General features: G+C 59.7%; 24 protein-coding genes. 11 read left to right on the forward strand and 13 right to left on the reverse strand.

Annotated features, from left to right (window positions below):
- Positions 1–93 precede the first annotated feature (93 nt).
- Genes HU754_RS12500 through HU754_RS12510 form a run of 3 tightly spaced genes read right to left on the reverse strand, consistent with a single transcriptional unit; the run spans position 94 to position 2636 of the window.
- On the reverse strand, positions 94–723 hold the full coding sequence (locus HU754_RS12500; protein WP_186625439.1) for a DNA-3-methyladenine glycosylase family protein: 630 nt from the start codon (positions 721–723) through the stop codon (positions 94–96).
- Entirely contained in the window at positions 724–1521 is a 798-nt protein-coding gene (locus HU754_RS12505; protein ID WP_186625441.1) for an isocitrate lyase/PEP mutase family protein, read from the reverse strand.
- A gap of 32 nt (positions 1522–1553) precedes the next feature.
- Positions 1554–2636, reverse strand: coding sequence for a bifunctional transcriptional activator/DNA repair enzyme AdaA (locus tag HU754_RS12510; RefSeq protein ID WP_186625443.1), 1083 nt, complete (start codon positions 2634–2636; stop codon positions 1554–1556).
- 109 nt (positions 2637–2745) lie between these two features.
- On the opposite strand from HU754_RS12510, the gene HU754_RS12515 reads away from it, so the two are divergent.
- A complete protein-coding gene (locus HU754_RS12515; RefSeq protein ID WP_186625452.1) occupies positions 2746–3159 on the forward strand; it encodes a VOC family protein in 414 nt (137 codons plus the stop codon).
- On the opposite strand, the gene HU754_RS12520 is transcribed toward HU754_RS12515, so the two are convergent.
- Positions 3156–3776, reverse strand: a complete 621-nt coding sequence (locus HU754_RS12520; RefSeq protein WP_186625454.1) for a LysE family translocator — start codon at positions 3774–3776, stop codon at positions 3156–3158. The genes HU754_RS12515 and HU754_RS12520 overlap by 4 nt on opposite strands.
- A gap of 275 nt (positions 3777–4051) precedes the next feature.
- Here HU754_RS12520 and HU754_RS12525 point away from each other — a divergent pair, with 275 nt between their 5' ends.
- The 3 genes from HU754_RS12525 to HU754_RS12535 all read left to right on the forward strand — a co-directional run bounded on the left by HU754_RS12525 (position 4052) and on the right by HU754_RS12535 (position 7697).
- Positions 4052–4666 carry a biliverdin-producing heme oxygenase gene (locus HU754_RS12525; protein WP_186625456.1) on the forward strand — a complete coding sequence of 205 codons (615 nt, stop codon included), beginning with the start codon at positions 4052–4054 and terminating at the stop codon, positions 4664–4666.
- Positions 4663–6900: an ATP-binding protein gene (locus HU754_RS12530; RefSeq protein WP_186625464.1), complete on the forward strand. Its 2238-nt coding sequence runs from the start codon at positions 4663–4665 to the stop codon at positions 6898–6900. Before HU754_RS12525 ends, HU754_RS12530 begins: the two co-directional genes overlap by 4 nt.
- Positions 6901–7109: 209 nt before the next feature.
- Positions 7110–7697 (forward strand): LysE family translocator, encoded by a 588-nt coding sequence (locus HU754_RS12535; RefSeq protein WP_186625465.1) that lies wholly within the window; start codon positions 7110–7112, stop codon positions 7695–7697.
- 116 nt (positions 7698–7813) lie between these two features.
- Here HU754_RS12535 and HU754_RS12540 read toward each other — a convergent pair whose 3' ends face one another.
- The 5 genes from HU754_RS12540 to HU754_RS12560 form a co-directional block, all read right to left on the reverse strand.
- Entirely contained in the window at positions 7814–8122 is a 309-nt protein-coding gene (locus tag HU754_RS12540) for an antibiotic biosynthesis monooxygenase family protein (RefSeq protein ID WP_186625467.1), read from the reverse strand.
- Positions 8123–8144: 22 nt separating this feature from the next.
- Positions 8145–9128 (reverse strand): zinc-dependent alcohol dehydrogenase family protein, encoded by a 984-nt coding sequence (locus tag HU754_RS12545; RefSeq protein WP_186625469.1) that lies wholly within the window; start codon positions 9126–9128, stop codon positions 8145–8147.
- A gap of 61 nt (positions 9129–9189) precedes the next feature.
- The gene (locus HU754_RS12550) at positions 9190–9492 is read right to left on the reverse strand and encodes an ArsR/SmtB family transcription factor (protein WP_077572353.1); all 303 of its coding nucleotides are present in this window, start codon (positions 9490–9492) and stop codon (positions 9190–9192) included.
- 197 nt (positions 9493–9689) lie between these two features.
- The gene (locus tag HU754_RS12555) at positions 9690–10523 is read right to left on the reverse strand and encodes an AraC family transcriptional regulator (protein WP_186625471.1); all 834 of its coding nucleotides are present in this window, start codon (positions 10521–10523) and stop codon (positions 9690–9692) included.
- Positions 10524–10558: 35 nt separating this feature from the next.
- A complete protein-coding gene (locus HU754_RS12560) occupies positions 10559–11062 on the reverse strand; it encodes a VOC family protein (protein ID WP_186625473.1) in 504 nt (167 codons plus the stop codon).
- Between the two features lie 313 nt (positions 11063–11375).
- On the opposite strand from HU754_RS12560, the gene HU754_RS12565 reads away from it, so the two are divergent.
- Positions 11376–11627 carry a transmembrane sensor/regulator PpyR gene (locus tag HU754_RS12565; protein WP_186625475.1) on the forward strand — a complete coding sequence of 84 codons (252 nt, stop codon included), beginning with the start codon at positions 11376–11378 and terminating at the stop codon, positions 11625–11627.
- A 153-nt stretch (positions 11628–11780) separates the two neighbouring features.
- Here the strand turns inward: HU754_RS12565 and HU754_RS12570 are convergent, their stop codons facing one another.
- The 3 genes from HU754_RS12570 to HU754_RS12585 form a co-directional block, all read right to left on the reverse strand.
- Positions 11781–12449 (reverse strand): class I SAM-dependent methyltransferase, encoded by a 669-nt coding sequence (locus tag HU754_RS12570; RefSeq protein WP_186625477.1) that lies wholly within the window; start codon positions 12447–12449, stop codon positions 11781–11783.
- Positions 12450–12578: 129 nt separating this feature from the next.
- Positions 12579–13490, reverse strand: a complete 912-nt coding sequence (locus tag HU754_RS12575; protein WP_225919977.1) for a carboxymuconolactone decarboxylase family protein — start codon at positions 13488–13490, stop codon at positions 12579–12581.
- A 157-nt stretch (positions 13491–13647) separates the two neighbouring features.
- The gene (locus tag HU754_RS12585; protein ID WP_016982909.1) at positions 13648–14013 is read right to left on the reverse strand and encodes a DUF6124 family protein; all 366 of its coding nucleotides are present in this window, start codon (positions 14011–14013) and stop codon (positions 13648–13650) included.
- A 706-nt stretch (positions 14014–14719) separates the two neighbouring features.
- Here HU754_RS12585 and HU754_RS12590 point away from each other — a divergent pair.
- Entirely contained in the window at positions 14720–15139 is a 420-nt protein-coding gene (locus HU754_RS12590) for a type II toxin-antitoxin system YafO family toxin (protein ID WP_093442506.1), read from the forward strand.
- Positions 15140–15166: 27 nt separating this feature from the next.
- Entirely contained in the window at positions 15167–15559 is a 393-nt protein-coding gene (locus tag HU754_RS12595; RefSeq protein ID WP_186625479.1) for a GFA family protein, read from the forward strand.
- A gap of 170 nt (positions 15560–15729) precedes the next feature.
- Here the strand turns inward: HU754_RS12595 and HU754_RS12600 are convergent, their stop codons facing one another.
- A complete protein-coding gene (locus HU754_RS12600; RefSeq protein ID WP_180699112.1) occupies positions 15730–16569 on the reverse strand; it encodes an alpha/beta fold hydrolase in 840 nt (279 codons plus the stop codon).
- A 266-nt stretch (positions 16570–16835) separates the two neighbouring features.
- Here HU754_RS12600 and HU754_RS12605 point away from each other — a divergent pair, with 266 nt between their 5' ends.
- From HU754_RS12605 to HU754_RS12620, 4 genes are read left to right on the forward strand one after another with little or no spacing between them, the layout of a single operon-like run.
- Positions 16836–17291, forward strand: a complete 456-nt coding sequence (locus tag HU754_RS12605) for a (2Fe-2S)-binding protein (protein WP_003224136.1) — start codon at positions 16836–16838, stop codon at positions 17289–17291.
- 22 nt (positions 17292–17313) lie between these two features.
- Positions 17314–19476, forward strand: coding sequence for a xanthine dehydrogenase family protein molybdopterin-binding subunit (locus tag HU754_RS12610; RefSeq protein WP_186625481.1), 2163 nt, complete (start codon positions 17314–17316; stop codon positions 19474–19476).
- Between the two features lies 1 nt (position 19477).
- On the forward strand, positions 19478–20056 hold the full coding sequence (locus HU754_RS12615; protein ID WP_099756514.1) for a hypothetical protein: 579 nt from the start codon (positions 19478–19480) through the stop codon (positions 20054–20056).
- A gap of 55 nt (positions 20057–20111) precedes the next feature.
- Positions 20112–21077 carry a GGDEF domain-containing protein gene (locus HU754_RS12620; RefSeq protein ID WP_099756513.1) on the forward strand — a complete coding sequence of 322 codons (966 nt, stop codon included), beginning with the start codon at positions 20112–20114 and terminating at the stop codon, positions 21075–21077.
- Positions 21078–21249: the final 172 nt, after the last annotated feature.

Raw genomic sequence — 21249 nt, forward strand, 5'->3', positions numbered from 1 at the left:
AAGTCTTGGCAATCATGGATTCACAGACGTTATTTCAGGTCGGTGTAGATCCCCAATATCCCCCAATCAGTCCCCTCTCCCTCTGGGAGAGGGCTAGGGTGAGGGCAGCGGTTTCGGCACCCGCCACAAATACCACGCCGCCACTGTCCGATACGGCCGCCAAGCCAACCCGATCTCAACCATCTGCCTGCGCGTCGGCTGCACCTCCAACCCCTTCAAGCGCCGATAACCCTCACGCACACCAAAGTCATCCGCCGGCAAAATATCCATGTGTTCCAGGCTGTAAATCAGCAACATCTCCACCGTCCAGCGACCGATCCCGCGCAAACTGACCAGACGTTCGATCAGCGCCTCGTCATCCATCGCCAGCGCCGTGGCGTAATCCGGCACCACGCCTTCCAGCGTCGCCCGGGCAATCCCCTGGATCGTTGCAATCTTGCCGGCGGAAAACCCGCAACTGCGCATGCGCTCAAAATCCGTCGCAAGGATCTGCTCGGGACGCGGAAACGACTGCCCAGGAAACAACCCCACCAGCCGCCCGACAATCGCATCGCCGGCCTTGGCATGCAGTTGCTGATAAGCAATCGCCCGCACCAGCGATTCATACGGATCACGCGCTGGATGCGGTTGATGCAGGCACGGACCTACCGCTGCGACATGGCGCTGCCAGTGCGGATCAAGCGCGGCCAGAAACACGCTGGCCGCTTGATAGTCGTCAGCCATTTATTTCAGCAAGCCGTTGACTTCGCCGTAGCTGAACGCCTTGAGGTCATGGCTGTCGAGTTTGCCGCTGGCCAGAAAGCTTTTTACCAGCCCGCCCATCGCGCCATAGAGGAATTCAGCGATGCCGGAGCCGGCGCTCAAGCGGCGTACGCCCAGCGCTTGCAGTTCTTCGGGCGAAGGCAGGCAAACGAAACCAAGCACGTTGACTGGCAGCGCAGAGCCTTTGCAGATGGCCTCGATTTCATAGGCACTCGTGACGCCCGCCGCGAACAGGCCATCGGCACCGGCCGCTTGATAGAGCGTGGCACGGTGCAGGGTTTCGGCGACGCGATCCTCGGCCGGGACGAGGCTTTTCAGATACACGTCGGTGCGCGCATTGATGAACAGCCGCACCTCGCGCTTGTTGGCCACCTGACGTGCCACTTCGATCTTGCGCGCGAGCAACTCCGGATCCGCAGAACCGTCCTCGATATTGATGCCAACAGCACCCGCCGCAATCACCGCATCCAACACTTCCGCCACGCGTCCGAGGTCATCGGAGTAACCGGCTTCAACGTCCACAGTCAACGGCACGCTGATCACCCGGGCGATCGATTCCACGGTCGACACCAGCCGTTCGAGGGGCAGAGCGTTGCCGTCCGGATAACCGTGGGCCCAGGCCACCGCCGCACTGCTGGTGGCCACGGCTTTACAGCCCAAGTGCTCGACCAGTCGCGCACCGGTGGCGTCGCCGACATTGGTCAGCATCAACAGGCCTTGCTGGTGCAACTGGTGAAACTGCGTAGCGAGCGCGTTCATCAAAAATCCTTCTTGTCAGTTGATTCGATTCGTCAGAATGCCAAGGGTTGCGTGAGCTGCACGGCGGCGTTTTCCAGTCGCAGCAGAAACGCTTTGCGCGGCTGCCCACCACCATAGCCGGTCAGCGAGCCATCCGCGCCGATCACGCGATGACAAGGCACCACAATCGACAGCCGATTGTGCCCGTTGGCCAGGCCGACCGCGCGACTGGCGCCGGGCTTGCCCAAACCGGCGGCGATGGCGCCGTAGGTACTGGTGTGGCCGTAAGGGATTTGCAGCAGCGCCGACCAGACCTGCCGGGCGAACTCGCTGCCGGGCAGGTGCAATGGCAGGGTAAAGGTATTCAGCTGGCCGGCGAAATACTGCGCCAGTTGCGCCTCGATCTGCTGCAAATGCGCGTTGTGCCCCGGCGCCACCGCGTAACCGTAGCGGTTCTGCAATTCCTCGACTTCGCGGGTCAGTGCCGGGCGATCAAGAAATTCCAGCAACACCAGGCCGCGGCGTTCGGCCATGGCGATCATCGGCCCCAGCGGCGTGGTCAACCGGGTGAACAGCAGCGGCTCGCTGTGTCCGGCGCGGCCCGGGGTGATGTGGAAGGACTTCTGGAAGGCATCGCGAAAACCGCTGAGCGATTCATAACCCGAATCAAACGCGGCGTGATCAATCGAGATGCCTTGCTTGATCCCGCCCAGCGCCATGCCCAAGCGGCGCGTGCGCAGCCACGCATGGAAGGTCATGCCGAAATGCTGCTTGAACCAGCGCCGCAGCTTCAGCGGCTCGATGCCTTCAGCGAGCAATTGTGCGTCGCTCCAGTGCACCTCCGGATCGGCGTCCACGGCGTTGAGCAGCCGTTGCACCCAGTCCGGGGCGATGGCTGCGGCATCCAGTGGTTTGCAGCGCAAGCAGGCGCGATAGCCCGCCGACAGGCAGTCGTCGGCGTGGGCGAAGAACTCGACGTTCTCCGGTTTCGGTTTGCGCGCCGTGCAACTGGGGCGGCAGAAGATCCCGGTGGTTTTCACGGCCGTGAAGAACACGCCCTCGTAGGCAGTGTCGCGTTCGAGCATGGCGCGAACCATTTCGGCGTGGGGCGGCAGGACAGCGGTTTGTATGTTCATGGGCTGAGAGTAAAACCAGTTTGTCGATGGCTCCACCGAAAAATCGACAGTGAATTATTTCGATTCTGCACCACAATGACCGGGTCGCTGAATGTGAGGAACCCAACCCATGCATCCCTTCGCTATCCAACATATTGATCACATCGTCCTGCGCGTCGCCGACCTGCAACGCAGCATCGACTTCTACGGCCAGGTGTTCGGCGCCGAAGTGGTCAAGCGCAACGAACCGTTGGGCCTGATACACCTGCGCGCCGGCACTTCGATGATCGACCTCGTCGACCTGCAAGGCGAACTCGGCCGCAAGGGCGGCGGGGCGGCCGGCAGCGAGCGGCGTAACGTCGATCACTTCTGCCTGCGCATCGAGCCGTTCGACGAAGAAGTACTGCGCGCGCACTTGCAATCCTTCGGCTTGAGCGTGGCCAAAGCCGAGTCACGCTTCGGCGCCGAGGGCAAAGGGCTGTCGCTGTACTGCGTCGACCCGGACGGCAATCAGGTCGAGCTCAAAGGCCCGTCCGAGGCTTAAGCGCGTTTGGCCAGCAACAGCACCGAAGCCGCTGCCGACAGCAGGCCTGCGCAGCAACGATTGAAGATCCGTTTGCCGCGCGGCTCGGCGAACCAGCGGCGCATGTGCAGGCCCATCCACGCGTAGGCGCTGATGGCGATCCACTCCAATAAAAGGAACAGCACGCCGAGTACGGCGAATTGCGCCGCCACCGGGCGCGCCGGGTCGACGAATTGCGGCAGAAACGCGGTGAACAGCAGAATCGCCTTCGGATTGCCCGCCGCTACCAGAAATTCCTGCCGCGCCAACGCGAGGAAGCCAACGGTCGTGCCCGTTGCTTGCTGTTCGGCCTCGGGATTGGCCCGCCACAACTGCCAGGCCATGTACAACAGATACGCCGCGCCGACGATCTTGATCGCATGGAACAACCATTCCGAAGTCTGCAACACCACCGACAGACCGGCACCGGCCAGTGCGATCATCCCGGCGAACGCCAGAATCCGCCCGATACCCGCGGTGCAGGCACGGCGAAAGCCATAGCGTGTGGCGTTGCTGACCGACAGCAGGTTGTTCGGCCCGGGGGCCATGTTCAGGGCGAAGCAGGCCGGGAGAAACAAGGCGAGGGTGGCGAGATCCATGACAGCACTCCAGAAACGAGAGCGATATTTTTAGCACAGCCTCCGGGCGCTCAGACCCATACAGTCACGCGGCGCTGTCGCGGTACAGCGCCCGGTGCCGTTGGGCAACGCGGTCGAACTTTTTGCAGATGCCTTCACTCTGAAAGACTCAGAGGGTGATAGTTTCGGCAGAAATATCTATCCGGCCGGTCAGAAACCGCGATAGCCGTGTAAAATTTCGCCGACGTTGCATTCACCCCGTTTGGCCCCCGGCGGCCCCACCAAGAGCGATCTACATGCAAGCAAAGGCCCGTGAAGTTTATGTGCCACCGGTGCTGCAAGATCTGCGAGCCGGCACTGCCGAACTGCACATCGCACTGGAAAAACGCCTTCCTTTTTTCTCCGATACCCTCGATACCCAGGCTTTTGTGCGGTTGATGCAGGCTTATTACGGCTTCTATCTGCCGCTGGAAAACGCCTTGCTCCGCAGTGATGCAATGCCTGCCGATTTTGATCTGACGCCTCGACTCAAAGCGCCAACCTTGCGCACTGATCTGCACGCGCTGGGCGTATCTGCCGAAGCGCTGCAAAACCTGCCGCAGTGCGAGCAGTTGCCGGTCATCGACTCAAGCTTCGCCTGCCTTGGCGTGCTCTACGTCCTCGAGGGGGCGACGCTCGGCGGGCAGATTCTGCGCCGGGAAATCTCGACGCGGTTAGGCCTGGAAGCCGATAACGGCGCGGCCTTTCTCGATATCTACGGCGCTGCCACGGGGCGGCGCTGGCGTGACTTTATCGAATACCTCGGCAGTCGGCCAATGAGCGCCGCCGAGCGCGGCGCTGTCGTCACCGCTGCACAAACCACATTCAGCTGTTTCGAGCGCTGGCTCGAAAGCCGGGAGGTACTGGCATGAACCCGCAAGACAAACAAGACTTTGAAGAACTGCTGGCCAACTGTGCCGACGAGCCCATTCGTTTCCCCGGTGCGATCCAGCCCCACGGTTTGCTGCTGACCCTGAGCGAACCTGCATTGGCGATCATTCAGGTCAGCGCCAACGTCGAAAGCCTGCTGGCCCGGGTGCCGCAAAGCCTGATCGGCCAGCCACTGGAAAGCCTGATCGGCGACGCCGAAGCGGCGCAAGTGCGCGAAGCTTTGCTGCAACCGTTGCTGTCCGATGTGCAGCCGCTGCGCTTCAGGCTCAACGGCACGGCATTCGAAGGTTTGCTGCACCGCCATCAAGGTGTGCTGATTCTGGAGCTGGAAATCCACGTGGAAAATTTCCAGCCGCGCAATGTCGCCGGCAATCAAACGCATCTGGGGCGCATGCTCCAGCGTCTGCAGGCGGCCACCACGTTGCAGGCGCTGTATGACATCAGCGTCAAGGAAATTCAGGCCATGACCGGTTACGACCGGGTGTTGATCTATCGTTTCGAGGAGGAGGGCCACGGTCAGGTGATCGCCGAAGCCTCCGACCCGTCGATGGAAGTGTTCAACGGCTTGTTCTTTCCGGCGTCGGACATTCCCGAACAGGCGCGCGAGTTGTATCGCACCAACTGGCTGCGGATCATCCCCAATGCCGACTACCAACCGGTGCCGCTGGTGCCGAAGTTGCGCCCGGACACGAACACGCCGCTGGACCTGAGTTTTGCCACCCTGCGCAGTGTGTCGCCGATCCACTGCCAGTACATGAAGAACATGGGCGTGTTGTCGTCGATGAGCATTTCCCTGCTCAAGGGCGACAAGCTCTGGGGTTTGATCAGCTGCGGCAATCGTCAGCCACTGCACGTGCCGCACGAATTGCGTGCGGCGTGTCAGACCATCGGCCAGGTACTGTCGCTGCAGATCAGCGCCATGGAAGCGCTGGAGATTAGCCGCCAGCGTGAAGAAAAAGTCGAAGCCTTGGCGCTGCTCAATCAAGCGATGATCGATTCGCCGCAGAATGTCTTTGACGGTCTGGCCAATCAGCCGCAGACCCTGATGGCGCTGACCAATGCTGGCGGTATTGCGATCATCGAAGACAAACAACTGCACCGTTACGGCAACTGTCCGGAACCGGAAGACATTCGCGCCTTGCACAAGTGGCTGCAGGACAGCGGCGAGCCAGTGTTTGCCAGTCATCACCTGGCCAGCGTCTACCCGCCGGCCGCGCAGTTCCAGCAGGTGGCCAGCGGCGTGCTCGCCATGAGCCTGCCGAAACCGGTGGACAACGGCGTGTTCTGGTTCCGTCCCGAGGTCAAAGAGAACATCAATTGGAGCGGCGACCCGCGCAAGCCGCTGGACCTGGAAAACTCCGACGCCGGCCTGCGCTTGCGCCCGCGCACCTCGTTCGAAATCTGGAAGGTCGAGATGGCCGGGATCTCCACCAAGTGGAGCCACGGTGATCTGTTTGCCGCCAACGATCTGCGCCGTTCGGCGCTGGAAAACGATCTGGCCCGGCAGGTGCGCCGCGAACAGGAAGCGGTGCGCGCCCGCGATGAGTTGGTGGCGGTGGTGTCGCACGATCTGCGTAACCCGATGACCGTGATCTCGATGCTCTGCGGCATGATGCAGAAGGCTTTCAGCTCCGCCGGTCCGCACACTTCGCGCAGGATCTCCACGGCGATCGACACCATGCAGCAGGCCGCCGGGCGCATGAACACGCTGTTGGAGGACTTGCTCGATACCTCGAAAATCGACGCCGGGCGTTACTCCATCACCCCGCAGAAACTCGACGTCGGGCAGATGTTCGAGGAGGCGCAGGCGTTGCTCGCGCCGCTGGCGCTGGACAAGGACATCAGCATTTCCTTCGCCGCCGACCCCGATCTGCGCATCCACGCTGACCCCGAGCGGCTGTTTCAAGTGTTGTCCAATCTGGTCGGCAACGCGATCAAGTTCACCCCGCGCCTGGGCACGGTGGGCGTGCATGCCACGTCGGTCGGCGATGATATCGTTTTCACCGTGCGCGACAGCGGCGAGGGCATTCCCAAGGAACATCTGCCGCACGTCTTTGACCGTTACTGGACGGTGAAAGAGGGCAATCCGACCGGCACCGGTCTGGGCTTGTACATCACCCAAGGTATCGTCGAAGCTCATGGCGGGCGGATCTTCGCCGAGAGCGAACCGGGGCAGGGCAGCGAGTTCCGCTTCACCGTGCCGCGCCTGGACTGAACACAGCTTTTATGTGGGAGCGAGCCTGCTCGCGAATGGGGGCGTCCTGGCAATGCAGTGCTGAATGACCCACCGCTTTCGTCGGAACGCCGCCCGGAGCAGGCTCGCTCCCACAGGGGAAATGTGTGTCAGGGGCATTTTCTTCAATACCGAGGACCGGGTGCTCGCTACCGTGAGCACCTTGTTCCTCGATTTGAAGCAGGTGTGCGATGAGTCTGATTGTTTCCATGGCGGCGTTTGCGCTGGCGGCGTCCATCACGCCGGGGCCGGTGAACATTGTCGCGTTGAGTTCCGGGGCGCAGTTCGGTTTTCGCGCCAGTCAGCGGCATGTTGCCGGAGCAACGCTGGGGTTTGTGCTGTTGCTGGTGTTGATGGGCCTGGGTCTGCACGAGGTGCTGAAACTCTGGCCATTCATGACCCGCGTGGTGCAACTGGCCGGCGTGGCGTTTCTGCTGTTCATGGCGTGGAAACTGGCCATGGATGACGGGCAGTTGAATGCCGGTGAGTCAGGGCGGGCGCCATCGATGCTGTATGGCGCGGTGATGCAATGGCTCAACCCGAAAGCCTGGCTGGCATGCGTCGCGGGTATGGGCGCGTTTGTCGCCGATGGCGAGGCGCGGCTGGTGTGGCAGTTTGCAGCGGTGTATCTGGTGATCTGTTATCTGTCGGTCGGCTGCTGGGTGTATGCCGGGACGTTTTTGCGTGGGTATCTGAGCAATGCGGCGGGGATGCGTTGGTTCAATCGGAGCATGGCGTTGTTGCTGGCGCTGAGCGCCATCTACTTGTTGTTCACTTGACCCTGTGGGAGCGAGCCTGCTCGCGAATGCTGTGTGTCAGTCACTGGATATGCCGGCTGAACCACCGCTTTCGCGAGCAGGCTCGCTCCCACATTGATCGGCGTCACTGCCAGAGATTAGTTGAACGGCTGCGCAAAATCGCCCCCCTCAATGTGCCAGACCTTCGGTTCGTCCGAGAAATAATCTTCCAGCCCCAGCATGAATAACCGATGGTCCTCACTCGCTTCAAAACCCGGGGTGTGATCCTCAAGGGATTGCCAGCGCACAATCAAATTGAACACCTCAGGCGTTTCTATCCCTGGCGCGAGCATGTGGCCGCCGTAACCCTGCGCGCGCATGAGCAGTGGCTCGACCTCGGCAAACGCACGCCGAAACGCTGCAGTTTGTTCTTTGTGAACGGGTAGCAGAGCGATCTCGTAAACCATGATGTTCTCCTCGGGACTGAATTCAGCGATTGGCGAGTTCGGGCGACGGCGCGACGGCAATCGCGATCTTCCCTTGAACGCCGTTGTTGGGCGTCTCCAGCCGGGTGTGGGCGAGGCCGATGTCGGCCAGCGCATAGACTGCGCCAACGTGTGGGCGCAACTGCCCGTTCGCAATCAACGCACTCAACTCGTCGAGCTTGCCGCGATTCTGTCGGGTGAAAACGAAGTGGTAACTGGCGTTCTTGCCCCAGGCCTGCATCAGGTTCTGTGGCTGGGCAAGGTCTACGATCGATACCACGCGGCCAAGCTGTGCGAGGGCGTCGGGGCTGCGCGTCAAGGTGTTGCCGCCGATGGTGTCGAAGACGGCGTCGACGCCGCGGCCATCGGTTTCGCGCAGGATCGCTTCGACGTAATCTTCCTTTTCGTAATCGATCAGCACATCGGCGCCCATCTGCCTGGCGAACTCGAAATTGCCTTCACGTACGGTAGTGAAGACCTTCGCGCCGATGGCTTTGGCCAGTTGAATTGCGACATGACCGACACCGCCCGCACCGCCATGAATCAGAATGTTCTCACCTACTCTGAGCGCCGCCCGCACGACCAGCGCTTCCCACGCCGTTCCGCCAACCAGGCTCAGGCTTGCCGCTTCAAGGTGGCTCAGTGCGGGCGGCTTCTTGCCGACAATGCTTTCGGCCGCCACGTGATACTCGGCGTAACTGCCCGGACCGTCGAATATTTGCGGGGTGTACCAGACTTCGTCACCCGGCACGAACGCCGTCACCCCCGGGCCGACCGCTTCGACAACGCCAGAGACGTCGTGCCCGGTGATGGCGGGGAGGGGCACCAGATCGGCATAGTCGCCACGGCGCACCTGATAATCCAGCGGGTTGATGGAGGTCGCGTGCACCCGTACCAGTACTTCTCCGGCTTGTGGCTCTGGTTTGGGCACGTCGCACAGTTCGAACGATTGCGCGCCGCCAAATGATGTAAGGATCATCGCTTTCATTGCATTGCCTCGTTTCGGTAAAAAGGGATATCGGGAATTCTCGATATCATGGGGTAAAAAATTACAGCTCGCTGCCGATGATCTCGGCCAGCGCGCTGATCGCTGCTTCGTTGCGTTTGTAATAGGTCCACTGCCCAATACGCCTGACTTCGACCAGGCCGGCGCGTTGCAGCGTCGCCAGGTAATCGGACACCGTCGACTGCGACAGCCCGACACCTTCCTGAATACTGCTGACGCAAACGCCCACCGTATGCACGTCACCTTCGTCCTGGGGAGGAAAGTGTTTCTCGGGATCCTTCAAGCCTTTGAGGATTTCCAGGCGTGTGCGGTTCGAGAGGGCTTTGAAGATTTCGAGTAGTTCCATGCCGCGACGATATCGGAATTTACCGATATGTCAATATCTCAATTCGAAGGTCATCAGCCGATGATGCTGGCACTTCACCTTGTGGGAGCGAGCCTGCTCGCGAAAGCGATGGCACAGTCAATATCCCCGTGACTGATACACCGCTTTCGCGAGCAGGCTCGCTCCCACAGGGGAGGTGTTGAGTTTCAGATGACGTGTCAGCCGCGATATTGGCCGGGTGTCGCCGCCAGGTGTTGCTTGAACGCCCGCTGAAAATGCGCCTGATCGGCAAACCCGGCTTCCAGCGCCACATCCGCAATCAACTGCCCGCCGCGCAAACGCTCGCGGGCAAACTGGATGCGTTGGTTGACCAGAAACGCGTGGGGCGTCATGCCGTAATGCTGTTTGAAGGCGCGGATCAGGTAGGACGGTGAAAGCTGTGCAGCAGCGCAGATGTCGTCGAGGTTCAGTACCTCGGTGCAGTGCTCGCGGATGAAATCGGCAGCGCGTTCCAGTTTGAAATTCGGCTCGCGCAGAGAGGGGCCGGCGGGGTTCAAACGCAGTTGCAGATCACTGAAAAACTCTACTGCTGCACTCTGTTTGCGTAGCACATCCTGTTGCGGGTCGACCAACGTTTGATACAGCCCGTTCAGTTCGTTGAAAAGCGCAGTGTCATCAAGGTGTGTGGTGGAAAAACGCCGAAACTCAAGATCACCGGCAAAGCCCAACTGATGCTGCAAATCCGTCAGCCACGGCGTCTCGACGTACAGCATCACATACGACCACGGCTGATCATCGATCGGATTACACGCATGTACATCGCCGGGATTCATCAGCACCACGGTGCCCGCCGCGACCTCGAACTGCGCCTGTTCATGCACATAAGTACTGCGCCCGGCGGTGATCGCGCCAATGGAAAAATGCGCATGGGAATGCCGGGCGTAGCAGACCTCGCGGCCATCGGCGATGGCCCGCGCTTCAATGAACGGCAGCGCCGCGTCGCGCCAGAAGCGCGGGGCTTTTTCAGGGTGTTTGGCGGCAGCGTGTTTCATCGTTGTTATTCCCGGCAGGCCAGGGCGCCAGTGTATTAGCTCTGGCCGGCAAAGGCCCGTTCGAGTTCGGCAATGTCGAGTTTTTTCATCGTGAACATGGCCTGCATCGCTCGCTGCGATTTGCTGGTGTCGGCATCCAGCATCATCTGCATGAACGCCACCGGCACGATCTGCCACGACACGCCGAACTTGTCCTTGAGCCAGCCGCATTGCTGGGCTTCGACAGGGCCACCCTCGGACAGACGGCCCCAGAAATGGTCGACTTCTTCCTGATTCTGACAATTGACCTGAAATGAAATCGCCTCGCTGAACTTGAACATCGGCCCACCGTTGAGGCCGGTGAAGGTCTGGCCATCGAGTTCGAAACTGACGGTCATCACCGCACCTTCCGGCTTGCCGTGAAATTCCTGGCCGACCTTGCTGTAGTGGGTCAGGCCGGTGATTTTCGAGTGATCGAAGATCGAGCAATAGAACTTCGCGGCGGCTTCGGCCTGATCGTCGAACCACAGGCAGGGCGTGAGCTTTTGAAAGCGTTGCATGGCAGTCATCCTCGGCAGGTTAGACACGCAGGATTTACAGCGTAGTCAGTCCTTGGTCGATTGCCGATGCCGTAGATCGACAATTGCCGAGCATTGGAAATCCCGACGACTGAGACACCGAGCCGCAGATCGGCGTTTCCTTTCGTGCCTTGCTGTAGTCGTAATGACAAGGTTTCGGGTCGAATTGACTGCGTCCGGTTTGTGTCAAATTGACTCGTTATCGTGCAACTAACTGATTTCATTGAATTGAAAATCTGGCACGAGACTTGATGTACTCAACTTATCTACACGAACCACTCAGGAGTACGCCACCATGTTCACGTTCTTTGAAAGCCCGCTGAACGTTCTGCACCTTTCGAGCAAAATCCTCGTTGCTGGTCTGCTCATGTTGCTGGCCGGCATCTACGGCGCGTATCTCTACAACGGCCACATGCCGATTGCGCTGCTGGTGGCGATGCATTCGCTGACCATCCTCGGCCCGACCCTGATCAAGATCGGCTACGTCATGCGCCTGCTGGCGCAGTACCGCATCCGTGGTCCACAGGTGATCCGGCAAACCGCGTAATTCCTGTGGGATTACTTGGATATGTTGTCAACGCAAAACCCTGTAGGAGTGAGCCTGCTCGCGATGGCGTCGGGACAGTCTGCACTTGTATTGCCTGAAATACCGCTATCGCGAGCAGGCTCACTCCTACAATGATCAGCGGTGTTCTGGAAGTCAGCGGCGCTCGGCAACCATCAGCAATGACTGCGGCAGCGGACTTTGTGGGTGTTGTGGCTCTTGCAGGCTGACGAGTTGGAACCCGGCCATATCCAGCGCATTCAGCCAACTCGATAACGTGCGGAAATACCACGGCATCGGCTGCCACTGGCCCTTGAACCCGGCGAAGGATTCTTCGCGCCAGCCATCCTGATAATCCCCAGCCGCCACAGCCCACGGATGCAGTGTCTGAATGACTAAAACCCCGCCGGGAACAAGCAGCGTATTCATCGCCGCAAGCAACGGAATGATGTCCTGATGCAGCAATGAAAAATTGGCGCAGATCAGGTCATAGTCGCGACCGATGTCGATCTTGCCATCGACCAGGATTTCATAAGAGGCGACATGCACCCGCGCCGCCCCCGCCAAACGCGCCGCTTCAATAAGCCGCGCATCGCCATCCACACCGACTGCCTCAATCCCGCGATCCGCCAGCGCCCGCAACATCCAGCCTTCGCCGCAGCCGAGGTCGAGCACACGCTGCGGCTGCCGGCCCATGATCGCCAACAGAATTGCCTGATCGGTGACCTGCTGGCGGCTTTCAATGGCGCCGCTGCGGATCACGTCGATCCAGGCATCAGCGTTGTCTTGCCAGCTCTGCAAAAGGCTGGATTCGGGGGAGGGCATGGCGGTGTCCCGACTTCTGAAAAACCACAGTATGGACGCTGATCGCAAGCCAGGGTTTGTAGATCAGCGCACCCACACAACTCCGAACGCCGATTTCTTTGAGAAATCGATATCAGGTCCATTTTCCGGTCATTTTTTCGAAGCCGCCAAAGCCTCTTTGAGCGCTGCATCTGCACGTTCGGCGGTTTGCGCATCACCGTGCTTTTTCAGCAGCTCAGTGACCTCGGCCAACTGTGCCGCGCTGAGCCCGACGCGCAGGCTTGCCGCCATATGTGCGCGCAGTTGCGATTCCACGCCCGGCGTCGCTGCCAGGGCCCCGACAGTCGCCAGTTCACGGCTTTGCCAGTCAAGGTTGTCGCGCTCGAAGATATCGCCGAACAGGTGGGTTTGCAGGAACCGGTTGATAACCGGGGCGAACTCGAACACCGGGCCTTTGACCGGGGCGCCCGAAATTTTCGTTTGATTTGCGGTGCCGCTGGCCAGCAGTTCATCCCCAACTGGAATCGCCCGGCCCGGCTCACGCCCCGGCGCATCTTCGATGCCGCGTTGTTTGCGTGCCTGCACCACGGTCATCAGCTCGTTCAAGGCATTGAGGCTGCGCGGGAAACCCACATAGGCGTAGAGCTGCACGAGAATTTCCCGGGTTTCGCTGATGGTCAGGCCGGCGTCGAGTGCCTGGTTGAGCGTCGAGTTGAGATTGGGCATGTCGCTGGTCGCCATGAACGCGGCCATCAGTGGAATCGTCTGTTGTTTACTCGACAGGGCTTGTGCGGTGGTTTGCGGAGTAGTCATGGATTGCGGTGTCTCGGCTGCTTGAGTGGTAGCGCTGAACATCGACCCAACGCTCAGGCAGAACGCCATGAGTGCGGGGAGGGCAGCGCTGCTGCGTGTGTCAGTGGTCATCGTGGAGGGCTCCGTCCACTGCGGTGCTGCGATGTCCTGAGTATCCGTGGTCGGGCCATAACCATGGTTCAGGCCCATGCAGCCAAGGCCGAGGGCGGATACTTCGAGTGAACGGTTGCCGAGTGTGCGCTTGTGCATGTCGATCTCCCGTTGGGCGTGGGGAGAACAGTAAGCGAGGTGGCTGGTGAGGACTAGACGGGTAAATCGGGATGGCTTGATGAGTTCTGTTCATTAATCGACAGAGGGGGGCAAACGCGAAAGTGAGGGGTAACCCCTCACTTATTCGGTCTGGTGATTATTGCGGTACGCGCAGCTTGTCCAGCAGTCGGTTGACCAACAGCTCGTTCAGCATGATCACCTGTTGCAGCGCCAGCAGCGGTTTGCGCTCCGGGCCGCCTATTGAGTTGGCGATGTTACCGGCCATGGAGTGGGCGTAGGAAAGCGACTCACAGGCTTCGACCAACAGGGTTTCTTCATCCAGCGTGGGGTCGACCAGATAGACCGGGCGAAACGGGGGCGAGCTTGGCGGAGCGCCCAGTGCTTCGGGTCGCAGGTAGTAGTCGAGGGCGCGGTCGGTTGCCTCTTTGACCTTTTGCGGGTTGAGCGCGGGGTCGTGAGGGATTGGGTCGGTGATCGGTGGGTTGGGCGTGATTTTGAACATGGATGAAACTCCTATCGCAGTTTAAGGAGCCATCACTCTCGCTACCAAACGAGTGGGTGGTGGCCATACGCGGGTTGGTAGACCGGCTGCAATAGGAACCCGGCGCTCACGAGTGAGCCCCACGCATGACTACCATTGAACTGAGCCTCCACAAAGAGACAGCACAGGGTGTTGTCACACGGCTATTACAGACGGGCTACCAAACCCGATCACTGTTTTGCAGTGACAGGCAAACGATATAGCCCGGCCCATAGCCGTGTAAGCCGGCGGATTCTGGCGTACGCGTAGGTAACGACGCAAGGTGTTGTAGGGAGGATGGCGTAACGGTTTGTGTGCTTTAAACGCGATAACCGGATGACGTTTACCAATGAGCATTGCCGAGCAATGAGGTCTAAATTCAGGAGTTTTACGGACTACAATTTTGGGTGTAATGACCTACAGATCTGCAAGAATCCGCCGACTTGTCTGCCTTGAAACAAGATCCTATCGTTTGCCGGTCAAAACTTAATCACTTAAGCTGGTCAGCATGAATACACATCCTTCGGAGGCTCCGATGGCCACCACCAGAAAGACCGACAAACCTAACAAAAAGGAAGTCCGTGATGAGCTGACGTTCCTTGATGTTCGGCAAGCCGCGCGTGATGGGCAGAAAGTGTTCGATAAATTTGTGATCACTGGCAGGCTACCTATTACAAGGTAGGCCTGAATGCCAGCCATCAAGATTTCTGCGCTTTTTGAACAAATCACTAACTGGCAAAACTTCGCTGCACATTTTTATAACTACAAGGTGTGCGGTGAATTACCCGGGATTTTCGGGCGTGACGAACGACTCGACTTGACCGATATGCACCATATCCACCTTGCCAGTACTTCGTCACTGCAAGCTCGATGGGCAAAAATAAATCGTCAGTATTACCGCACTGTATTGGTTGACGATGCTGATAATGACTTTTGGCTGATCTATGCCTATGACGCGTTTCGGGATGAATATCTGTTACTGACAGTCACCGGCCCGGATGCCCATAACCGAAGCGAGTGGGGCTCATTTCTGCGCAATGTGCATTGCCAGATTGTTGGTCCTTGGACGTTGGGCAGGATTGCCTTTCCCGATTTGGACGATCTGTAATTCGAGGTCGAGCAGAGGAGGTGTGACATGGATCGATTGACCGGCGGTTGCCTGTGCGGCGATGTCCGTTTCGAAATGACGGGTCAGCCCTACCGAGTCGGCATCTGCCACTGCCTCGACTGCCGCAAACGCCACGGCGCGCTGTTCAGCACCTCGGCCATATTTCCCGAGGATGCGCTGAAAGTCACTGGCGAAACCCGCGACTACAACGGGCGCTTTTTCTGCCCGCGCTGCGGCTCTCCGGTGTTCACGCGTTCGGCAGATGAAGTAGAGGTCAACGTCGGATCGCTGGATGAGCCTAATCAGTTCAAACCCACCTACGAACTCTGGACCATCCGCCGCGAGTCGTGGCTGCCGGCGCTGCCACTGGCTCACCACTACGAGCGTGATCGCGAGAGCACGGAGCGTACAGAGGAGTAGAGGGGGCAGAAAACTTCTGGGACTTGGAATGGAGTGAGGATTTTTGGCATGTCACATAGTCCCTGTGGGAGCGAGCTTGCTCGCGAAGGCGTCGTGTGAGTCGACATCAATATTGAAAGTAATGACGCTTTCGCGAGCAAGCTCGCTCCCACAGGGTGCAGTGCATAAACTTACAGATCTTCACCGCGAATAAACGCCAGCAGATCGGCGTTAATCGTCTCGGCCTCCGTCGTCGGCATCCCGTGCGGGAATCCCGGATAAGACTTCAGCGTGCCATTGGGCAGCAATTTGGCCGACAACGGCCCCGAATCCGCATACGGCACAATCTGATCATCCTCGCCATGCATCACCAGCACCGGCACGGTGACCTTCTTCAAGTCCTCGGTGAAATCCGTCTGTGAAAACGCGACGATCCCGTCGTAATGCGCCTTCGCCCCACCAATCATGCCCTGACGCCACCAGTTGGCAATAATCCCTTCCGATGGCGTGGCGCCCGGCCGGTTGTAGCCATAAAACGGCCCCGTCGGAATGTCCCGATAGAACTGCGCCCGGTTCGCCGCCAGTTGCGCCTGAAAATCATCGAACACCGATTTCGGCAGCCCACCCGGATTGCTCTCGGTCTGCACCATCAACGGTGGCACCGCACTGATCAGCACACCTTTGGCGACGTTGGCCTGACCATGCCGGGCAATGTAATGGATGACCTCACCGCCACCGGTCGAGTGGCCGACGTGCACGACGTTCTTCAGACCCAGATGATTGACCACCGCCAGCGTATCGTCGGCGTAATGATCCATATCGTGGCCATCCCAGACCTGACTCGAACGCCCATGCCCACGGCGATCATGGGCAACCACCCGAAAGCCTTTGCCCAGGAAGAACAGCATCTGCGCATCCCAATCATCGGAACTCAGCGGCCAGCCGTGGTGGAAGTGGATCACTGGCGCGTCTTTCGGGCCCCAGTCCTTGTAGAAAATCTCGACGCCGTCTTTGCTGGTGACAAATCCCATGTTCGCAACTCCAGACCAATCTGATGGATAACCCGCGCGGTGATCGCGGACCGGTTTCGCTCATGACGAGTTTTCTACAGTGCAGGCTCAGTGCGAGCCGTTATCAACTGTAGGATTAAAGTCGACATCTGCATGACCGGTGGTCGCAACGTCTGGCTTCGTACGCAAATTAGGCTTTGCTGAAAGGGATAAGCCGAGGCGCGCGTAGGCTTTGCTGGCCACAGCGGCGCCCCTTCAGAACACCGTGAGTCTGAGGAATTTCCCCGATGCTGACCTTGAATATCAATGGCAAGGATCAGGAGCTCGATGTCCCTGCGGACATGCCGTTGCTCTGGGTCCTGCGCGATGTTGCGCACCTGACCGGTACCAAATTCGGCTGCGGCATGGCCCAGTGCGGGGCCTGCACCGTGCACGTTGACGGGGCGCCGTTGCGCGCCTGCATTACGCCCGCGACCGCCGTAGCCCATGGCCAGAAAATCCTTACCATCGAAGGGCTGTCCACCGACGGTTCGCACCCGGTGCAGCAAGCCTGGGCCGAACTCGACGTGGTGCAGTGCGGTTACTGCCAGTCGGGGCAGATCATGTCTGCGGCGGCACTGCTGGCGAAAATCCCCAAACCCACCGACAGCGATATCGATCAGGCGCTCTCCGGCAATATCTGCCGTTGCGGCACCTATCCCCGCATTCGCGCAGCGGTTAAGCGTGCATCGGAAATCGGCTGATTCAATCTGTGGGAGATAGGCGATGAACAGTCCTGTATCGCGTCGGGGTTTTCTCAAGGGCAGCGCCGTGTTGGGCGGCGGTCTGGTGGTGGCGTTTGTCGTCCCTGGCGGCCACAAGTTTGCCTATGCGGCCGAGAATGAAGGCAAGGTTTTCGCGCCGAATGCGTTTTTGCGCATCGCAGCAGACAACAGCGTCACCGTTTTGCTGGGGCATTCGGAGATGGGCCAAGGCATCTGGACCGGCCTGACCATGTTGATTGCCGAAGAGCTGGACGCCGATTGGTCGAAGATCCGCGTCGAGCACTCACCCGCGTCGGCGGCGGATTACGGCATGCCAGGTTTTGGCGGCATGCAGATTACCGGCGGCTCGACGTCGACGTGGATGGAATTTGACCGCTATCGACTGGCAGGCGCGACCGCGCGGCAGATGCTGGTTGAGGCGGCGGCGAAACGCTTCGAGGTGGCACCATCGGCCATTCGCACTGAATCGGGCGTGGTGATTGCCGGTGACAAACGTGCAACTTATGGCGAGCTGGCGGATGCCGCCGGGCAACTGCCGGTGCCGGATCCGAAGTCGATTACCTTCAAGGAAGCCAAGGACTGGAAAGTCATTGGCAAACCGACCAAACGCCTCGACACACCGGAGAAAATCACCGGCCGCGCCAAGTTCGGCATGGACGTGCAGTTTGAAGGCTTGATGACCGCAATGGTCGCGCGCCCACCGGTATTCGGTGCCACTGTTAAATCTTTCGAAGGCGCTGAAGCGCTGGCGGTGCCGGGCGTACACAAAGTGGTGCAGGTACCGACGGGCGTGGCGGTGATTGCCGAGCATTACTGGGCGGCGAAACTGGGGCGTGATGCGCTGAAGGTCGATTGGGATCTGGGTCCGCATGCCGATCTGAGCAGCGAGAAATTGCTGGCGAGTTTCCGCAAACTGGCCGCCACGCAAGGCACGTCAGCCAGTCAGGCCGGTGATGCCAAGGGCAGTTTTGGCAAAGCGGCGAAGAAGATCGATGTCGAATACAGCGTGCCTTATCTGGCTCATGCGCCGATGGAACCGCTCAATTGCACGGTGAAAATCAGCGCCGAGAAATGCGAAATCTGGACCGGCACACAATTCCAGACGCTGGATCAAATGGTCGCTGGCAAGATCACCGGGCTGAAACCCGAGCAAGTCGAAATCCACACCGAATTCCTTGGCGGTGGTTTTGGGCGCCGGGCCAACCCGACTTCAGACTTCGTCGCCGAGGCGGTGCAAGTGGCTAAAGCCGCCGCCATGCCGGTGAAAACCGTGTGGTCGCGCGAAGACGATATTCGCGGCGGGTACTACCGCTCGATGTTTCTGCATCAGGCGAAGATCGGCCTCGGTGCTGATGGCTTGCCGTCGAGCTGGCAGCACGTGCTCGTCGGTCAGTCGATCATGACCGGCACGTTGATGGAGGCGACGATGGTCAAAAACGGCATCGACCCGACCTCGGTCGAAGGCGTTTACGACAGCCCTTACGTCAAAGGCCTGGCTAATCACCAGGTTGATCTGCATTCGCCGCAAACGGGCATCAATGTGTTGTGGCTGCGCTCGGTGGGCCATAGCCATACCGGTTTTGTCATGGAATCGCTGATCGATGAAATGGCCACGGCGGCGGGCAAGGATCCGGTGGAGTACCGACGCACCTTGCTCAAGGATCATCCTCGGCATCTGGGCGTGCTCAATCTAGCGGTGGAAAAGGCCAACTGGAAAGCCCCGTTGCCGGACGGCCATGCGCTGGGCGTGGCGGTGCACGAGTCGTTCGGCAGCTACGTGGCGCAGGTCGCCGAGGTGTCGCAGGACAATCTGGCAATTCGCGTGCATCGCGTGGTCTGTGCGGTGGACTGCGGGATTGCGGTGAACCCGCAGAGCATCGCGGCGCAGATGGAATCGTGCATCACTTTCGGTCTGGGCATGGCGCTGCACAGCAAGCTGACGCTCAAGGACGGCGCGGTGGTGCAGTCCAACTATCACGATTATCAGGTGCTGCGGCTCAACGAGATGCCGGTGGTGGAAGTGCACATCGTGCCCAGCAGCGACAAACCCGGCGGCATCGGCGAGGCCGGTGTACCGCCGACCGCGCCAGCCGTGGCCAACGCGGTGTTCGCCCTGACCGGGCAACGCCTGCGCGAGTTGCCGCTGCAACTGTCGGGGGTGTGAGATGAAACGACATCTAGTGTTGGGCACGGTGGTTCTACTGGGGCTGGGCGGTTATGCCTCGGACCTGTTTGCCGATGATCAGGAAGCCTTGAAAGCCTTCACCACGGTACAGAAAGTCTTCCAGAGCCCGCGTTGCCAGAACTGCCACATTCCCGGTGATTCGCCGTTGCAGTTCGACGCCGGCATTCCCCATGCGATGAACGTGGTGCGCGGCATGGACGGCAAGGGCGCGGCAGGTTTGCCTTGCGCGACCTGCCACGCGGAAAACAATCCGCCGGCCAGTTACGGCCCGCATGCACCACCGGGTGCGCCGCACTGGAGCCTGCCGCCGGCGTCGCACAAAATGGCCTGGATCGGCCTGCCGCCGGACAAGCTATGCGCGATGATCAAGGACCGTTCGAGCAATGGCGATCGCGATTTTGCTGCACTGATCAAGCACGTCAGCGAAGACAAATTGGTGCTGTGGGGCTGGAATCCCGGGGCAGGGCGCGCGCCGGTGCCAGTACCGCACGATATTTTTGTCACGCAATTCAAGCTCTGGGCCGATGCGGGCGGGCCATGCCCGGTGGCGCAAATGTGAGCCATTGCCAAATTAGCGCTACGCTTGGAAGCATTGTTGCCAATGGAGTGTGCTGATGCTGGTTCCAGGAAAACCTGCGAATGAAACGGCGCGCGTTCAAGCGTTGCACGGTCTTGAGCTGCTCGATTCCGCCCCTGAAGAACGTTTCGACCGACTGACGCGGTTGGCGAAACGCCTGTTCAATGTGCCGATTGCACTGGTGACGCTGGTCGACACCAATCGGCAGTGGTTCAAGTCGTGCGTGGGCCTGGATGTCAGCGAGACACCGAGGGATGTCTCGTTCTGCGGCCATGCGATTCTTAACGACGGCCTGCTGTTGGTGCCGGACGCCCGCGAGGATGTGCGCTTCCATGACAACCCGTTGGTGACAGGCGCGCCGAACATTCGCTTCTACGCCGGTTACCCGCTGACCGTGCCCAATGGCAATAAAATGGGCACGCTGTGCCTGATCGACACCAAGCCCCGCGACCTCGACGAGGAAGAGCGCGCGTTGTTGCGTGATCTGGCGGAAATGGCCGAGCAAGAGTTGGCCGCTGTGCAGATCGCGAGCATGGATGAGTTGACGTTGCTGTCCAATCGCCGTGGTTTCAAACAACTGGCGCAGCATGCACTGGACGCCTGCGCACGGCTGGAACGGCCGGCAACCTTGCTGTTTTTCGACCTCAATGACTTCAAGCAGATCAACGATCTGTATGGGCATGCCGAGGGTGACAGTGCGCTGAAAACCTTTGCCGACGTGCTGCGCATCGCCTTTCGCGAGAGTGATGTGGTCGGGCGCCTGGGCGGGGATGAGTTCGTCGCGTTGCTGACCGGCTCCAGCCATATTGAAACGACGGCGATCATGGCGCGGCTCAAGGATATTCTCGAAGAGCGCAATGCCACGTTGCACCGGGGCTATGCGATTCGCTTTAGCGTGGGTCAGATCGAATATGACGCCAAGCGCCATGAGACCGTGGATCGGCTGCTGGCGGATGCCGATAGCGCGATGTATGTGCACAAGCAGGCCTTGAAGCGTTGTTAGCGAATGCACCGCAGATCGCTTGTAGGAGTGAGCCTGCCCGCGAAGAGGCCGGCACAGGCATTATCTCCGGTGACTGACACACCGTCTTCGCGAGCAGGCTCACTCCTACAGGGGGGGGCGGGTGTTCTCAAAATCCCGGTTCACCACAAATCCATGTGGGAGCGAGCCTGCT

Source organism: Pseudomonas zeae (assembly GCF_014268485.2).
GTDB lineage: Bacteria > Pseudomonadota > Gammaproteobacteria > Pseudomonadales > Pseudomonadaceae > Aquipseudomonas > Aquipseudomonas neuropathica.

Coding starts and splice junctions, on each gene's coding strand:
- HU754_RS12535 (WP_186625465.1), top strand. CDS start 7,110: ATGAGTCTGATTGTTTCCATGGCGGCGTTTGCGCTGGCGGCGTCCATC.
- HU754_RS12585 (WP_016982909.1), bottom strand. CDS start 14,013: ATGTTCAAAATCACGCCCAACCCACCGATCACCGACCCAATCCCTCAC.
- HU754_RS12595 (WP_186625479.1), top strand. CDS start 15,167: ATGGATCGATTGACCGGCGGTTGCCTGTGCGGCGATGTCCGTTTCGAA.
- HU754_RS12550 (WP_077572353.1), bottom strand. CDS start 9,492: ATGGAACTACTCGAAATCTTCAAAGCCCTCTCGAACCGCACACGCCTG.
- HU754_RS12520 (WP_186625454.1), bottom strand. CDS start 3,776: ATGGATCTCGCCACCCTCGCCTTGTTTCTCCCGGCCTGCTTCGCCCTG.
- HU754_RS12500 (WP_186625439.1), bottom strand. CDS start 723: ATGGCTGACGACTATCAAGCGGCCAGCGTGTTTCTGGCCGCGCTTGAT.
- HU754_RS12555 (WP_186625471.1), bottom strand. CDS start 10,523: ATGAAACACGCTGCCGCCAAACACCCTGAAAAAGCCCCGCGCTTCTGG.
- HU754_RS12575 (WP_225919977.1), bottom strand. CDS start 13,490: ATGCACAAGCGCACACTCGGCAACCGTTCACTCGAAGTATCCGCCCTC.
- HU754_RS12510 (WP_186625443.1), bottom strand. CDS start 2,636: ATGAACATACAAACCGCTGTCCTGCCGCCCCACGCCGAAATGGTTCGC.
- HU754_RS12600 (WP_180699112.1), bottom strand. CDS start 16,569: ATGGGATTTGTCACCAGCAAAGACGGCGTCGAGATTTTCTACAAGGAC.
- HU754_RS12570 (WP_186625477.1), bottom strand. CDS start 12,449: ATGCCCTCCCCCGAATCCAGCCTTTTGCAGAGCTGGCAAGACAACGCT.
- HU754_RS12525 (WP_186625456.1), top strand. CDS start 4,052: ATGCAAGCAAAGGCCCGTGAAGTTTATGTGCCACCGGTGCTGCAAGAT.
- HU754_RS12530 (WP_186625464.1), top strand. CDS start 4,663: ATGAACCCGCAAGACAAACAAGACTTTGAAGAACTGCTGGCCAACTGT.
- HU754_RS12590 (WP_093442506.1), top strand. CDS start 14,720: ATGCCAGCCATCAAGATTTCTGCGCTTTTTGAACAAATCACTAACTGG.
- HU754_RS12605 (WP_003224136.1), top strand. CDS start 16,836: ATGCTGACCTTGAATATCAATGGCAAGGATCAGGAGCTCGATGTCCCT.
- HU754_RS12515 (WP_186625452.1), top strand. CDS start 2,746: ATGCATCCCTTCGCTATCCAACATATTGATCACATCGTCCTGCGCGTC.
- HU754_RS12615 (WP_099756514.1), top strand. CDS start 19,478: ATGAAACGACATCTAGTGTTGGGCACGGTGGTTCTACTGGGGCTGGGC.
- HU754_RS12560 (WP_186625473.1), bottom strand. CDS start 11,062: ATGCAACGCTTTCAAAAGCTCACGCCCTGCCTGTGGTTCGACGATCAG.
- HU754_RS12620 (WP_099756513.1), top strand. CDS start 20,112: ATGCTGGTTCCAGGAAAACCTGCGAATGAAACGGCGCGCGTTCAAGCG.
- HU754_RS12610 (WP_186625481.1), top strand. CDS start 17,314: ATGAACAGTCCTGTATCGCGTCGGGGTTTTCTCAAGGGCAGCGCCGTG.
- HU754_RS12545 (WP_186625469.1), bottom strand. CDS start 9,128: ATGAAAGCGATGATCCTTACATCATTTGGCGGCGCGCAATCGTTCGAA.
- HU754_RS12505 (WP_186625441.1), bottom strand. CDS start 1,521: ATGAACGCGCTCGCTACGCAGTTTCACCAGTTGCACCAGCAAGGCCTG.
- HU754_RS12540 (WP_186625467.1), bottom strand. CDS start 8,122: ATGGTTTACGAGATCGCTCTGCTACCCGTTCACAAAGAACAAACTGCA.
- HU754_RS12565 (WP_186625475.1), top strand. CDS start 11,376: ATGTTCACGTTCTTTGAAAGCCCGCTGAACGTTCTGCACCTTTCGAGC.